This window comes from Edaphobacter modestus (genome assembly GCF_004217555.1).
Lineage (GTDB): Bacteria > Acidobacteriota > Terriglobia > Terriglobales > Acidobacteriaceae > Edaphobacter > Edaphobacter modestus.
Window position 1 is genome coordinate 481,181 of the sequence record NZ_SHKW01000001.1, and the last position, 14,778, is coordinate 495,958.

Here is a 14,778-nt window from a genome sequence, read left to right on the forward strand (position 1 = left end):
CGTTCTAGCGTGATTTGGATATGCTTTTCATCTTCAGGTGGCACAGGAACTTATTGATGACAAAACCGTTTGTACGTGCCTCCGCCCTGCGGTTGCTTTCCGCAGCAGCCATACTGGCTTCCGTTTCTCCAATGACGGCCCAGACTGCTGCACCCGCCGCAGCGCCGAATCAGAATTCGGACCGTGCTTCTGCCTACTATCACTATGGGCTCGCCCATATGTACGAGGATATGGCGGTGAGTGCCGGCAGACCGGACTATGCTACTCAAGCCATTGAAGAATATAAGCTTGCGATGGATGCCGATCCGAATTCAGCGACGCTCCAGGATGGCTTGGCGGAGTTGTATTTCAAGCTCGGGCGAATTCGCGAGGCAGTTACCTCAGCCCAGGATCAGGTCAAGAAGAGCCCGAACGACGTGTCGGCCCATGAGCTGCTGGGCAAGGTTTATCTCCGATCACTAGGGGATATGCAAGGGCAGCAGTCTGGCCAAATGTTGAAGCTGGCGATTGCGGAGTACGAAAAACTTGCTGAACTGAAGCCGAAGGACGTAGAGACACGCCTGCTGCTAGGGCAGTTGTACGGTCTGAACCACGATTCGGCGAAGGCGGAGGCAGAGTTTAAGGCTGCTCAGAATATCGATGGTGACTCTGAAGAGGTGGTGTTGAATCTGTACCGCCTGTACACAGAACAGGGCGACTATTCTCGTGCCGTTGATGTGCTTAAATCGATCCCGGTTGACGATCGAAGTGCGAGGATCGACTTCGCCCTGGGTGCTACCTATGACCAGCTGAAGAAGCCTAAAGAGGCGATTGACTCGTACCGAAGGGCTCTCGACGATGATCCGGATAACGTCGACAGCGAGCGCGGCCTGGCAAACGCGCTGCTTCGTGATAGTCAGTTGGACGAGGCATTGAAGATATTCACCAATGTCGTTGCGGCGGAACCGCAGGATGCCCAGTCTCAGATAAAAATTGCGGATATTCAGCGGCAGCAGGGGCACTATGACCAGGCTCTGGCGACCCTTGATAAGGCCAAGCCTCTGGCCCAGGATAATCTCGAACTGAACTACAACCAGGCGCTGGTCTATGACTCACTGGGAAGGTACGATGACGCGATTCGGACACTGAAAGCTCTCGTGGACCAGAGCTCGCACCCAGATGGTGCTTACACTGACCAGGAAAAAAGCAACAGGGCCATCTTTCTTGATCGGATAGCAATTATCTATCGCGAACAGAACAAAACCGATGAAGCGGTAGCAGCCTATAAGCAGATGATACCGCTGGGCGGTGATTTCACGAAGAACGGGTATCAGGGGCAGGTAGATGCCTACCGGGATGCACATCAGTGGAAGGAAGCCACCGCCGCAGCAGCGGAAGCCGCGAAGAGTCTTCCGAAAGATCAATCTGTTCAGCTGATGTATGCTGGCCAACTGGCCGACACCGGCAAGGTAGAGGAGGGAATTGCGCTCGCCAAGTCCCAGATCTCCGAGGCCGGTAACCAGAAAGACGATCGCGAGGCTCATCTCGGACTGGCGAACGTTTATGTACGTCTCAGACGCTGGGCGGATGCGAATAAGGAGTTAAGCGCGGGCGAGGCGCTTTCAAATACGCCTGCCGAGAAACTCTATGTCTATTTCATGCGTGGAATCCTGGCCGACAGGCAGAAGCAATATGATGAGGCGGAAAGCCAGTTTCGCAAGGCGCTGGCGATCGATCCGCAGAACGCAACGATTCTTAACTACCTCGGTTATATGCTTGCCGATCGTGGTGTGCGGTTGAGCGAGGCCCTGGTAATGATTCGTAAGGCGGTTGAGCTGGATCCGCAGAACTATGCGTATTTGGATTCCCTCGGCTGGGCATATTACAAGACAGGTCAATATGCGCTGGCGGAAGAAAATATTCGGAAAGCCAATGAGCGAAACAGTGGAGATCCCACCATCCATGATCATCTTGGCGAGATCTACGAGCGAACAGGAAAACTAAAACTGGCTGTTGAACAGTGGGAGCGCTCCCTGACCGAGTATGCGCGCTCGCTTCCAGCAGATGCAGACTCCGAAGATGTAGCGAAGGTGCAGCACAAGCTCGACAATGCAAGAGTGAAGTTGTCGAGACTAAACACGAACTCAGTAAAATAGGAAATCGTCAGGACAGGCGTGCCACTCAGGCGGGGTGGCGTGCCTGTTTGTGTTTAACCTGTTGTGCTAAATACGACAAGGGAATTCTGTACACTCAGAGTGGTATGGCGAACGATCTCAAGGATTGTGCGGTGGCTGGAGGTACTCTCGATCCTCTCACGGCGCGGATCTATCCAGCACCTGAGCGTCCGTCGAGAACGGCCTTTCAGAGGGATCGCGAACGCGTGGTCCAATCACGGGCGTTTCGCAGGCTGGCTGGAAAGACGCAGGTGTTTACCAGCCGATCGTCTGATCATTTTCGCAGCCGTTTGACCCATACGATTGAGGTGGCAGAGATTGCGCGCGCCGCGGCAGTTACGTTGGGCCTGAACGAGGATCTTGTCGAAACGCTGGCGCTGGTGCACGATATCGGGCATCCTCCCTTTGGTCACGCTGGAGAGCGCGCCCTGGACCAATGTTTGCGCAGACATGGCCTGATCTTTGACCATAATCTACACGCTCTGCGCATTGTGGAGCACTTCGAGCAGCGTTATGCCGCTCATCGCGGGTTGAACCTTACGCTAGGCGTCCGGGAAGGAATCATCAAGCACTCCCGCGATTACAGTGCGGCCGGGCATCCTGAGCTCGCGCAGTATTTTCTGGACGAGAAGCCTCCTCTTGAAGCGCAACTCATCGATCTGGCGGACGAGATAGCATATCTGACGGCGGACCTGGATGATGGCGTCGAATCCGGTCTACTCGAGATCAGGCATATTCGCGAGAATGTCACGATTCTCGGTCGCTGCTATCAAGTGGTAGAAGAGCGTCATCCGGGTGTTGAGGAGAAGTATCTTTTTCACGAAGCCCTTCAGTTCATGCAGAACTTCCTGACGGATGATCTAATAGCAACGACACTTGCCAATGTCCAGGCAATTGGGGCTGCATCGCTTGAAGAGATTCGGAGATATCCAAAGCGGCTGGCGGTTTTTTCCGCGCAAGCGGAATCGGAGCGGCTGGAGGAAAAGCGTTACCTCTACGACACGCTATACACCTGTGATTCTCTGGAACGGGAACACGACAAGGCCGAGCAGGTCGTAACAGCGCTTTTCGAGTTCTGGATGCGGGATCCGGAAGAGCTTCCGCGGGGCCACTTTCACGATATAGAGACGGAAGGTCTGGCTCGAGTGGTGGCAGATTATATTGCCGGAATGACGGACAGCTTCATCCTGGAGCAGTATGCACAGGTAAAACGTGCTGTGCGACGCTGACTTCGTGCGTTCTTCGTCTTCTGCCCTAGAGCGGGAGTAGAATTTCTACTCTATGCAGTTTCAGGCAGCGAACATTACGGCGCTGATCGTTGCGGCCAGCTTCGCGGGCGGCCTGAACATCTATGCTACTGTCCTGACGCTTGGCGTTCTCGCACGGACTCACTGGGTGGCACTCCCTCCGGGCCTGGAGGGGATAGGCGCCACATGGGTGATCGTGACATGCGGCATTTTGTTTGTGGTGGAGTTTTTTGCAGACAAGGTTCCCGGATTCGACGTGATCTGGAACGGCCTTCAAACCGTGGTCAGGATTCCGGTCGCGGGTTTGGTTGCCTACCATGCCAGTGCGCAATTATCGCCGTCGATGCAGATCCTCGCGACGGCTATCGGGGCCGGAATTGCGTTAGCCTCCCACAGCTCAAAGACGCTTGTACGCACTGCTGTTACACCTAGCCCTGAGCCGATCTCCAACATCGCCTTGAGTTCTACCGAAGATGTATTGGCCATCGGGATCACGTGGTTCGCAACGAGCCATCCATTTATCGCTGGGGGGATGGCGATTTGCCTGTTACTGGCAGGATTCTTTATGGCAAGGGCATTGCTGAAAGCGGTTCAAAAGCCACTGAAAAAGATCTTCCGAGCAGATCCCCAAGCGGAAAGCAGCGCTAAACACGGGCCTTAGAATAGAGATAATTTTATGGCTGTACTGGCCTTGGAACGTTCAAGGAGAAGAGCTTGGCGGGATCAAGGTACTCCCCCTGCCAGCGGACGCTGAGGTGCAGATGCGGACCGGTTGCTCGACCGGTTTCGCCGCTGAGCGCAATCATCTGTCCACGTCTTACCAGCTCTCCTTCTCTGACTTTGAATTCCGACAGATGCATGTAGATAGTCATGAGACCCAGACCATGATCGAGAATGACGCAATTGCCCTCGTAAAAGAGAGGTCTTGCGAGCAAGACGCGTGCGGAGTTGGCAGCTCTGACAGGTGTGCCAACTTTCGCCCGGTAATCGAGACCACGATGAACGCTTACCAGCGATCCGTTGAAGATACGCCGTGTACCAAAAGAGTCGGTGCGAGGTGCAGACTTCAAGGGCGGGGAAAAGCTCCCAGTCCAAAGCGGGCTGTTGGCAGAGCGCGCGAAGATCCTGCGCTTGACCTGCTGATCTGCCACTATGATCTTTTGCTCCTGCTCACTGGGCTCCACAAATTTCTGCGGTACGGTGAGTGGAATTTCTTTGTAGGGCGCGGGAGCGACATCGATGGTACGACGAATCGTCTTTGTGCCGCTCTGTTGAATTAGCTCAATCGTAAGCTCATAGCTACCCGACTTCGCCCCGACGTCCACTCCTGCAAGGGAGTACCAGGAGTCGGGATCTTTTGGCTCCTGAAAGAAGCTCAGTTCATGACCTTGCCAGGTTCCGGTAACTCCTGTGAGCGACGGCGAGTTGACCCGAAACAGGCACGGTGAACCGGTAAACAGAATATCTGGTGTCCAAGCGATGGAGGTGGCTGGTTGTGCCCGGATGGATGGAATCAAAAAGGCTACAAGAACAAGTGGCAGCACTATCCGAACGAGATTCCTCATGGCTAGGAGCATAACCCTGGCCATGATACGTGCGCTTGAACTGTGCTGCGATCAGCTCTGAATCATCTTTCGATCTGTTAGCTTATGGAGGTTCGACGCAACCATTGCTCCAGAAAACTGGTGAGTTCCTGAGGTGGCTTAAGCCAGGACGTCGCTGCGGTCTCACGGTATTCGTTTCGGACCAGAATCGAGAGTCCCCGCTGTGCCAGCTTACGGAATCCATCTTCATCTGTGAGGTCGTCACCCAGAAAAGCGACCGGCACGGAGAGATCCAGATCTCTGAGGACGGCTCCGACCGCATCACCTTTGTCGGGTCGGGTCACGCGCAGCTCGATGCCACCCTCGAAGTGTAAAAGCTTGAGGCCTTTAGGCTCTGCAAGAGGGGCCCAACCCTGCAGCGTGCTGGAGCGGATCTCTTGTATCTGGTCTTCGGACATTCCGCGCCAGTGAACCGCGACTCCCCCCGGTTTAACCTCGGCAAGGGCAGACATACCCTGGGAGTGCAACCATTCCTCAGCTCGTTGGAGAGCGTGAGTGAGGCTGGGATCAATAGGAACTTGCTCGCGCGTTCCGTTGGGTAGGAGATGGTCGAGGCCGTGCGCTCCCCAGATCTCAATCCCAGCTAAGGGTTGGAGAAGAGCTTGTACTTCCTCGACCGGACGCCCGGTGATCACGATAACCGCGGTTCTACCGGTTTGCTGGATAGCCCCTAGTAATGGCAGGATCCCGGGGTAAGGATAAGCCCGATCACGCTCGACGTGAAAGGGGGCCAGGGTGCCATCGTAGTCCAGTAGCAAAACCGAAGCTGGTGCTCCCGGAAGCTTGTTGAGAAAGTCTGTCCTAGCGTTGATCTGCGAGCTCTCTGGCATTTCAAAATCTCCCCATAGTTCGCTGAATATTAGCGCTTCAGTCGAAGCTCGCAGAGTTCTCCGATGAGAGAAGCTGCCCACCAATAGATATTGTGTTCCTTGACCATTTTGCGCATTCTTCGCATGCGGTCGACGATCTCGGTGACGTCCATCTCCAAGGCACGAGCAATCGCTTGCCCCGTTCCCTGAATGTCATACGGATTTACGATAAGCGCGTCGCGCAACTCCCTTGCCGCGCCGGTGAATCTGCTGAGAATCAAGACTCCCCGATCATCGCTGCGTGCTGCTACGTATTCCTTCGCGACCAGATTCATGCCGTCGTGAAGGGACGTGACCATGCAAACGTGTGCCGCTCGATAGTAGCGTCGCACTTCTTTATGGGAGTGCTGGCGGTTGAGAAAAACGATGGGTCTCCACTTACCTCGTTTGAAGCGGTCGTTGATGCGGGTGGCCTCAGACTCCACTTCTCTCTGAAACTCGGCATACCGCGGAATATTGCTGCGTGTGGGAGCACCGATCTGGATAAAGGTAAATTTCCCTTGATACCGAGGATGGCGTTCAAGAAACGACTCTACGGCCTGGAAGCGCTCGATAATTCCTTTCGTGTAGTCGACGCGATCGACGCCGACGCCGAGAAAGGTGGCATCGATTCCCAACTCTCCGATTATGGCGCTACGTTCCTCTTCGAAGGAATGATCGAGGGGGAGACCGGAGGAGTCCTCGGTTAGCTCCACACTGATTGGGAAGGGAAGCACGGAAGACCAGTGGTCGTTCCGTTTCACGGAGAAGTGTTCCCAATCGACTCGTGCCTCAAGAACACGATCGACGGTGCTGAGGAAATTATTGCAATGCGCCTGCACATGGAACCCAATGAGATCCGCTCCTAGCAATCCATCCAGAAGCTCCCGCTGCCAGGGGCAGATACTGAAGGACTCCGGATTCGGCCAGGGAATGTGCCAGAAGATGGCAACCCTGGCGTGGGGGATACGATCTTTGATCATTCTGGGCAGGAGCGCAAAATGATAATCCTGAATCAGAACTACCGGATCCCGCTCGCCCGCCATCTCCTCGACCAGAGCATCGGCAAATCTCTCGTTAACGGCGTTGTAGAACTCCCAGTCAGATGCCCTGAAAGTGGGGCGAGTGTGCGCCATGTGACAGAGAGGCCAGAGGCCCTCATTGGCGAAGCCATAGTAATAGCCTTCTTCTTCTGCAGCGCTGAGCCACACTCGACGAAGTGTGTACTTGGGGTCATCCGGCGGGACTTGCAACCGATCGTGATTATCTACGGTTTCTGCATCGGCGCTGCCGCTCCCCTGAGCGACCCAGGTACCGTTGCAGGCGCAGAGGATCGGTTCGATCGCCGTGACCAAGCCGCTGGCAGGAACTGTCACGGTGATCGTGTTGCCCTGCCAGTTGTGGACGTACGGTTCGCGATTGGAGACGACGAAGAGGCTGCTACCATCCAGTTTGCTGCGAACATGTTCTGCCAGCCTCTGTGCTGTCCAGAGAGATTCGTTGGTATTACGTAACCGGGCTTCGATCTCTGCGGCAGCTCGTGCTCGCTGCATACTCTCCGCCAAAGGAGCCATTTCGCGAGCCAAAGGGAGAAGAAAATCGAGATCCTTGGACGGCGGTTGAACCACCTGTCTTCCAGTCCGGAGGGTCTTCATCCATTGAGCCGCGCGAGCGATAGGCCCGGCAACGCTCCAGCGAACGATGAGCAGGGTAATTGCGACGATGACAAGAACCTGGCCGGCGATACGAATGAAGACGCGGCCCCAGACGCGGAAGATTTCCGTGCGAATGTAGCCGGTTTCATAGACGATGACAATTCCGCCGATGATGCTTTTGTCTGGTGCGTGCAATGGCGCAGCTAGGAGGTACACCCGCCTGAAACGCAATCGTGTAAACCGTGTCTCAGGACGATCGTGCGAGAGCGCACTCGAAAGCGCTTCCGGGGCCCCGGATAGCAAGGACCCGAGCTCACGTGTCATTACCAGCGTGGATCCATCATGATCGTAGATTCCAATTCCCAGCAAATGGTCGCGGTTGCTAAATCGCCGCACCAGTTGTTCGAGTTTACCGGTATCTCCGCTTGCGAGATACAGCTCGGCATTGCTGGCAAGACTTTCCCCAAAAGTTTCCGCCTTATATTGAAGATCGCGCCGGAGGGCCTCTTTGTCATCCTGCACATCGGACCAGGACGAGGCGAGAGACACCAGGGTGACTCCCAGGATCAGCGCTATGATCAGTCGCAAACTTAAAATTCGCATAGGCTCGTAGATGCATGCTTCTAAAAAAGCAGCAAAAGATTAGTTTAAACGTAGATGCCGGTTGTAGTTGATTTATGACCGGATCGAGAGCTAAATTGCTGATTCACAGTAACGGATCTCGATCCGAGTGTCCGAGATCGCGTTCCGGAGCAATGCGATCTCGAATGAGTTGCTTGAGTTCCTTCATTTCGGGAAAGCGTTTCTGTTGCGCGCGAGACCAGACGATGTCTTCCCCGACCCTCACTTCAAAGATGCCGCCCGTTCCCGGTTGGAGGCAGACTTCGCGTACTTCATCCTGAAAGGTAGTGAGCAACTCCTGCGCAGTCCAGGCCGCACGAAGGAGCCACCGACATTGGGTGCAATATTCGATCTCGATACGTGCGCGACTGGTATTCATTCTCTCAAGTCTATCTTGTACCTTCCGCTACGCGCGATTTCGACGGACAGCCGTTTCCGCGAAATGTGAGCATCAAAGGTAGAGCGCGTTATGGCCCGGAAGTGCTGAAACGTCCTGTCGTTCGCCTCCGGGTATATGGGGCTTGGAAGTGTTGATAGGTTGGTATCTCTCGTGGCTCGAGCCGATCTTGGGTAATGGTCGCCGATCCGACAATAGTGGGTCCTTCGACGTTCATTCATGTGGGGCATGCCCTGGTTTACCTGTTATCCGTTCTGCCAGAATCTCCGGTTCGAGCTCGGTTGTGTAGAACAAGGGAACGGGGTTCCGTTGTGACACGCTATCCCAGCTTTCATGAGAACACTTCCGATGGATGGAATATCGTTCCGTCCCAGTTGCTCAACAAAATCGGAAATCGGGTGCTCTGCGGTTCTCAGAACGTCAAGAATGCTCTTGTGGCCGATGCGAGACATCACGAGCCAGGGAGACGATCCGATGATCTGCTCCGCTACTTTTTGTTGGCCAGCTTCTTCTGGGCTTCCAGGAAGCGGCGAACACGGTCAAGCGATCGCGCCTTCCCAAAGACCACCATACTCTCGAGCAAGGGAGGGGACATGGTGCTCCCGGTGATAATTGCGCGGAGCAACATGAAGTTCTCTTTGACCGACCAGGATCTATCCTGGCCGAGCGTTTTCAACGCGAGTTCCAAGGAATCGTGTGTCCAGTCGGTAGCCTCGAGAGTAGCGAGCTGATCCTGCGCAAAGGCAAGCGTTTCTTCCAAGTTTCGCTTTTTGGGAAGAAAGACATCCTGGGATGGACTTACGTTATCAGAGAAGAAGAAGCTGGTCAGATCACCAAACTGAGTGAGAGTTTCAATTCGAGTCTGCATGAGAGCCGAAATCTGGCCCAGGTAGTCGTCGCCGAAGAGACGAGTCCGAACGGCTGTGAAGAAGGCCTCCGGCGTGAGCTTACGAAGATACTCTCCGTTGAGCCATTTAAGCTTGGTCAGGTCGAAGACTGGGCCCCCGAGACGGATATTGGTAAACACAAAGTGCTCGACCATCTCCGGAAGCGTGAATTGCTCGGTCCCGTTGTTAATGTCTGCAGGCATGCCGCCGCCCATCAATCCCAGAAAGTTAGTAATCGCCTCGGGGAGATACCCGCTGTCACGGTAGTAGATGAGCGAAACGGGATTCTTGCGCTTGGATATTTTGGACTTGTCCAGATTTCGCAGGAGAGGCATGTGCCAGAAGCGCGGGACTTGCCACCCGAATGCGCGGTACAGCAATACATGCTTCGGCGTAGAGGAGATCCACTCCTCGGCGCGGATAACGTCCGTAATCTGCATGAGGTGATCGTCGACGACATTGGCGAGGTGATAAGTGGGGAAGCCGTCAGACTTCAAAAGAACCTGATCGTCGACATTATTGTGTTCGAAGGTGATGTTCCCGCGGAGCTCATCTCGAAAAGTGGTAGCGGATGTCAGGTCAGTTCCACGAGGCGGAACAGCGAGACGTATGGTGGACAACTTGCCATTTGCAAGATTTTGTTGAATTTGTTCGGGGGTAAGGTGACGGCATGTTCCGGGGTACCGGGGAGGTAATTTAGCTGCAATCTGCTGCCTGCGCACCTCTTCCAATTCATCAGGGCTGCAGAAGCAACGGTAGGCAGTGCCATTCTCAAGTAGAATCTCGGCGTGATTTCGATAAATCTCGGTACGTTCGGATTGGCGGTAGGGGCCAAAAGGACCACCGACATCAGGACCCTCATCCCATGTGAGCCCAAGCCATCGAAGAGAATCGAAGATCATCTGTTCGGACGTTGGGACGAAGCGCGCACGGTCTGTGTCCTCGATGCGGAGGATAAATTTTCCCGATCGCTGACGAGCGTAAATGTAATTGAGAAGCCCGATATAGGCGGTACCCACGTGGGGGTCGCCGGTAGGCGAGGGGGCTATACGGACGCGGATGGGAGTTTCTGTCGCGATACTGGTCATAATGAAGGTCGAGCTTAATGCTAGCAGAGGACACGAAGATGGTCTGCGAGTGTAACAAAATCAAAGGGAGCGGTAAGTTCCGCTCCCTTTGAGATAGATAGTTTCCTCATGCATTTCCAGCCTAGCCCGCTCCGTGCGACGGTTATGAATATTCGCCGTAGAGCGTGATGGTCAAGATAGAGTCCTGGAACCGGTACGAACGTGCGAGCTGGAATGTCGATGTTTTCTTGTGGATTTCATAATGGGTTCCGGTGACGACAGTAGGAACTGAGAGCAGGCAGGCTGCACTTAGAGCGGGAATCTTAGACTTCCACGCACCGGCGAGAATATTTGCTATTTCGCCGAGTCCATCGAGAACCGTGTCATCGACCGTAGAAACTTCCATACCCATCATGCAGGCGGTAATCTGTTTTGCCCCGGCTTCATTCACTACCACAGTGAAGACACCGCTGAGCGCGCCCGCCAGGCCGATGACTGCTGTAAGCGTAACGGGGATATTGGATGGCGGGACCGGAGTTTCAGAGATATTGACCGGAACACCCATCATCAAACCAAGTACCTCTTCAACGGTCTTGTCCAGGACCGCAGTATCAGTGACAGCCGTGACGAGGTCACTTGCTGCGTTGGCGTCGACGGGCGGAACGGTTAACTGGACCATAAGAACTCGAGATCTCCTTCGGCGTATGGATGCTCTATCGGCACCGGCTCGCGAAAGATTAGGCCCCATTGGAGACGCATGGACGATGGTGAAGGACCCAAACACCCAAAGACTTTGATACGCCCAATGTAGGATGACTTGTAGTGCGGATTTTTGTCCTGAAGGTTCTCAGATAAATGACCTGATTTGCTTTTGTCGGTTTGGCGTGTTACCAAAACTATGCCGACGAAGGTGACCAGTATTAGAGATATATCAAGCGGTGAATCATTGCCGCTCCAGGGTTTTGGGACGGAATTGAATCAGCGGCTTCGTTCAAGAAGGCAATAACCGTGTTGTGCTCGATTGGCGAGCGCTTGTTTCAAATAAGGATTTCTAATATCGACAGCAGGGAGAGAGCATCGCAAATGGATACGTCGAACGCCGAGTTTTTGAAGTCCGTTCCTCCAGTCAATGCAGAGGCGAAGAGGAGCTCTTTCAAGAGTTTCATCGCTTGCCTATTCGCAATGGTCCTCATTGTCGCATCCAGCACGGATCTCACGGGACAGCAGAAGCCCAAGGTGCCGGGAAACGACTGGATCCAGCTCTTTAATGGTTCAGACCTTACGGGTTGGACAAAGATTGGCGCCGAGAGTTGGACCGTGGAAGGGGATGGCCTGTTGCATGGTCGTGGACTGACCAAAGCTTATGGCTATCTTGAGACGGAGAAGGACTATAAGGATTTTCAATTGTCGCTTCGTTTCAAGTGCGTAGGCGACGGCAATAGCGGCGTTTTCTTCCATACGGGGTTCAAGCCGAATTCGGTGGATACTACGCAGGGGATGCAGTTCGAGATCGATTGCACGATGATGCACCATACGGGCGGCGTCTATGGCGAAGATGGCCGTGGTTGGGTGGTATGGCCTTCCCCTGAGAATGAAGGAGTGGTACGGAAGGGCGAGTGGAACGATTACTTTGTCGAAGTGATTGGGAATCGGTATCGCTCCAGGTTGAATGGTGTGCCGATGGTCGATTTCACTGATCCAAAGCCAAGTGCTCCGGATGGAAAGATCGCTCTCCAACTTCATGCGGGCGGCGCTGGCAACATGCAGTTCAAAGATATTTGGATTCGGGACCTTTCAACTCGCTGAGACTCTCTGTTGCACCATAGGAACCACCTAAGCTTGCGGCAGACCTGGTTCTGTTACTGGGATGCGCCAGATTTAGATAGAGGAGCAGACCGTGGCGCGGTTTGCAGTAAAGGCAGGTATGGCGAAAGCGCAAACTGTGCTAAAGGTTAGCCGAAGTCTCTTCTCGGTCTGTTTTGGTTTACTGACGGTAATCTCGCCATGTTGTGTGCATGCACAGCACACGACATGGCGAGATTACGGCGGTTCGTCTGACGGCTCGCAGTATTCTGGGCTGCGTCAGATCAATCGAACGAATGTTCGAAAGCTGCAGCGCGCCTGGACCTTTGAAACAGGAGACGAACGCGGCTATGCATTCAATCCCATCGTCATTGGCGACGTGATGTATGTCCTCGCTCGCAACAACTCGGTGGTTGCCCTGGATGCGACTAGCGGCCGAGAGATATGGTCACACAGTTTTGACGCTAAGACCTCGCTCATCACGAATCGCAGCATTAACTATTGGGAGAGTGAAGACAAGAAGGATCAGCGACTGATTTTAGCGGTAGACAACGCTTTGCAGGAACTGGATGCGAGAACGGGTAAGCCAATTGCAAGTTTTGGCACTACAGGTCGCGTAGACTTGCGTGAGGGGCTTGGGCGTGATCCAAAGAAGCTTACCTTGGTTCAGTCCTATAATCCCGGGCGCGTTTTCCATGACCTGCTCATCCTTGGCTCTGCGACGAATGAGGAGTATGAATCGGGGCCCGGTGATATTCGTGCGTACAACATCCTCACCGGTCATCTGGAATGGACCTTCCATACTATTCCTCATCCTGGTGAGGTTGGCTATGAGACATGGCCAAAAGACGCATGGAAGTCCGTAGGCGGAGCGAATGCATGGAGCGGCATGGCCCTGGATGAGAAACGCGGGATGATCTTTGTTCCCACGGCCAGTCCCAAGTACAACTTTTACGGAGCGAATCGCAAAGGGGCAAATCTCTTTGGAGATTGCCTTCTTGCGTTGGATGCGAGGACTGGAAAACTCATCTGGTATTACCAGACAGTTCATCACGATATCTGGGACTATGACAATGCGACGACGCCGATGCTCCTGACGGTGCGGCACGACGGCAAGATGGTTGACGTTGTGGCGCAGGCCAGTAAGGTGGGCTTTATATGGGTCTTCGAGCGCGAAACGGGAAAACCACTTTGGCCTGTAGAGGAGCGGCGCGTACCCAAGTCGGACATGCCGGGTGAGGAGACCTCGCCCACACAGCCCTTTCCCTCGAAGCCGCCGGCGTTTGCTCGCCAGACGTTCACAGAGAAAGATCTCAGTCCATTTCTTGAACCAGCGGAGCGAGAGCAACTGCGACTCCAGATAAAGGGTGCCCGGAATCAAGGTCTATTCACACCGCCAGGGCTTGAGAACACGGTCGAGATGCCGGGCAACAATGGCGGTGCAAACTTCGGCGGAGCGGCCATCGATCCTGAAAAGGGATATCTCTACGTCGTGTCGAAGGATTTGCCATCGATGCTAAAGCTAACGCTGGCCGCGGAACCACTGAAGACTGGCTCTCCCGAGGTGCGAGGCCGCGCATTATTTGAGGCGAACTGCAGCTTGTGCCACGGAAGCAACAGAGAAGGGAAGCCTCCGGCAATTCCTTCCCTACTCGATATAAGGTCGCGAATGGACGAGAAGGAGATTGAAGATGCGGTGCGCTATGGCAAGGGCCCGATGCCATCATTTGCGCGACTCTCCAGCAGTGATGTGACCACGTTGATCGCGTACCTGACACGTCCAGACCTGGCTCCCAGTGTTCCGGCAACGAACGGCCAAAAGACAAGAGTTGATGCAGGCGATCCAACCGCTGCGCATTATCGAAGCGGATTCGGCTTCATGTTTGCGGAGAGCGGTCTACCCGTGATAGCTCCCCCATGGACAACCCTGACTGGGTATGACCTGAACACAGGAACTATTCGGTGGCAGATGCCGTTGGGAGAGGTTCCTGAAATGGCGGCACAGGGCTATACCAGGACCGGATCCCATTTTCCTAAAGTGAATCCTATTGTTACGGCGGGCGGGCTTATCTTTACAGGTTCGCGCGACCGGAAGGTGCGCGCATTGGATTCCAGCACCGGTAAGGTGCTATGGGAGACTGAACTTGGCTCCGGGCTGGAGGGCATGCCTGCAATTTACGAGATCAACGGTCGAGAGTATGTGGTCTTCTGCGCCGCAGCACGCTCTACCACGCATACGCATGCCGTTGTGGGACATCCGGCTTCGCAGGAGCCCATTCACGGTGCCTATGTTGCATTTGCGTTGCCTGATGGAAGAGTCAAAAACTGATATTTCTGGCAGGAAAATCTAAAGCCTGCGATGGGCATCTAGAGCTGTCAGAAATTCTGAGTGCTGCAATGGATGCAGCGCTCCGCGGCAACAGGGTGAGTTCAGCATCGCTAAAAACTATCTGCGTCGATCCGATAAGGCGTGGCAGGATGTTGTTCTCAATAGCC

At 54.3% G+C, this 14,778-nt stretch carries 11 protein-coding genes; 5 read left to right on the forward strand and 6 right to left on the reverse strand.

Features of this window, described 5'->3' with window-relative positions:
- Nucleotides 1-56: 56 nt before the first annotated feature.
- The 3 genes from BDD14_RS01995 to BDD14_RS02005 all read left to right on the forward strand — a co-directional run bounded on the left by BDD14_RS01995 (nt 57) and on the right by BDD14_RS02005 (nt 4,061).
- Nucleotides 57-2,135, forward strand: coding sequence for a tetratricopeptide repeat protein (locus BDD14_RS01995; protein ID WP_130417353.1), 2,079 nt, complete (start codon nt 57-59; stop codon nt 2,133-2,135).
- A 104-nt stretch (nt 2,136-2,239) separates the two neighbouring features.
- Nucleotides 2,240-3,382, forward strand: coding sequence for a dGTP triphosphohydrolase (dgt, locus tag BDD14_RS02000; protein WP_130417354.1), 1,143 nt, complete (start codon nt 2,240-2,242; stop codon nt 3,380-3,382).
- A gap of 52 nt (nt 3,383-3,434) precedes the next feature.
- On the forward strand, nt 3,435-4,061 hold the full coding sequence (locus BDD14_RS02005; protein ID WP_130417355.1) for a DUF4126 domain-containing protein: 627 nt from the start codon (nt 3,435-3,437) through the stop codon (nt 4,059-4,061).
- 13 nt (nt 4,062-4,074) lie between these two features.
- On the opposite strand, the gene BDD14_RS02010 is transcribed toward BDD14_RS02005, so the two are convergent.
- From BDD14_RS02010 to BDD14_RS02035, 6 genes are all read right to left on the reverse strand, one after another.
- On the reverse strand, nt 4,075-4,944 hold the full coding sequence (locus BDD14_RS02010; RefSeq protein ID WP_165419876.1) for a M23 family metallopeptidase: 870 nt from the start codon (nt 4,942-4,944) through the stop codon (nt 4,075-4,077).
- Between the two features lie 98 nt (nt 4,945-5,042).
- Nucleotides 5,043-5,834 (reverse strand): trehalose-phosphatase, encoded by a 792-nt coding sequence (otsB, locus tag BDD14_RS02015; RefSeq protein ID WP_130417357.1) that lies wholly within the window; start codon nt 5,832-5,834, stop codon nt 5,043-5,045.
- A 29-nt stretch (nt 5,835-5,863) separates the two neighbouring features.
- Nucleotides 5,864-8,095: an alpha,alpha-trehalose-phosphate synthase (UDP-forming) gene (locus BDD14_RS02020; protein WP_242617667.1), complete on the reverse strand. Its 2,232-nt coding sequence runs from the start codon at nt 8,093-8,095 to the stop codon at nt 5,864-5,866.
- A 118-nt stretch (nt 8,096-8,213) separates the two neighbouring features.
- Nucleotides 8,214-8,507: an Rdx family protein gene (locus BDD14_RS02025; protein WP_130417358.1), complete on the reverse strand. Its 294-nt coding sequence runs from the start codon at nt 8,505-8,507 to the stop codon at nt 8,214-8,216.
- 505 nt (nt 8,508-9,012) lie between these two features.
- A complete protein-coding gene (gene gltX, locus BDD14_RS02030; RefSeq protein ID WP_130417359.1) occupies nt 9,013-10,500 on the reverse strand; it encodes a glutamate--tRNA ligase in 1,488 nt (495 codons plus the stop codon).
- A gap of 142 nt (nt 10,501-10,642) precedes the next feature.
- On the reverse strand, nt 10,643-11,158 hold the full coding sequence (locus BDD14_RS02035; RefSeq protein ID WP_165419877.1) for a chemotaxis protein CheX: 516 nt from the start codon (nt 11,156-11,158) through the stop codon (nt 10,643-10,645).
- Between the two features lie 404 nt (nt 11,159-11,562).
- Here BDD14_RS02035 and BDD14_RS02040 point away from each other — a divergent pair, with 404 nt between their 5' ends.
- Both BDD14_RS02040 and BDD14_RS02045 read left to right on the forward strand, forming a co-directional pair.
- Nucleotides 11,563-12,285, forward strand: coding sequence for a 3-keto-disaccharide hydrolase (locus BDD14_RS02040; RefSeq protein ID WP_130417361.1), 723 nt, complete (start codon nt 11,563-11,565; stop codon nt 12,283-12,285).
- A gap of 91 nt (nt 12,286-12,376) precedes the next feature.
- On the forward strand, nt 12,377-14,611 hold the full coding sequence (locus tag BDD14_RS02045) for a pyrroloquinoline quinone-dependent dehydrogenase (RefSeq protein WP_242617668.1): 2,235 nt from the start codon (nt 12,377-12,379) through the stop codon (nt 14,609-14,611).
- Nucleotides 14,612-14,778: the final 167 nt, after the last annotated feature.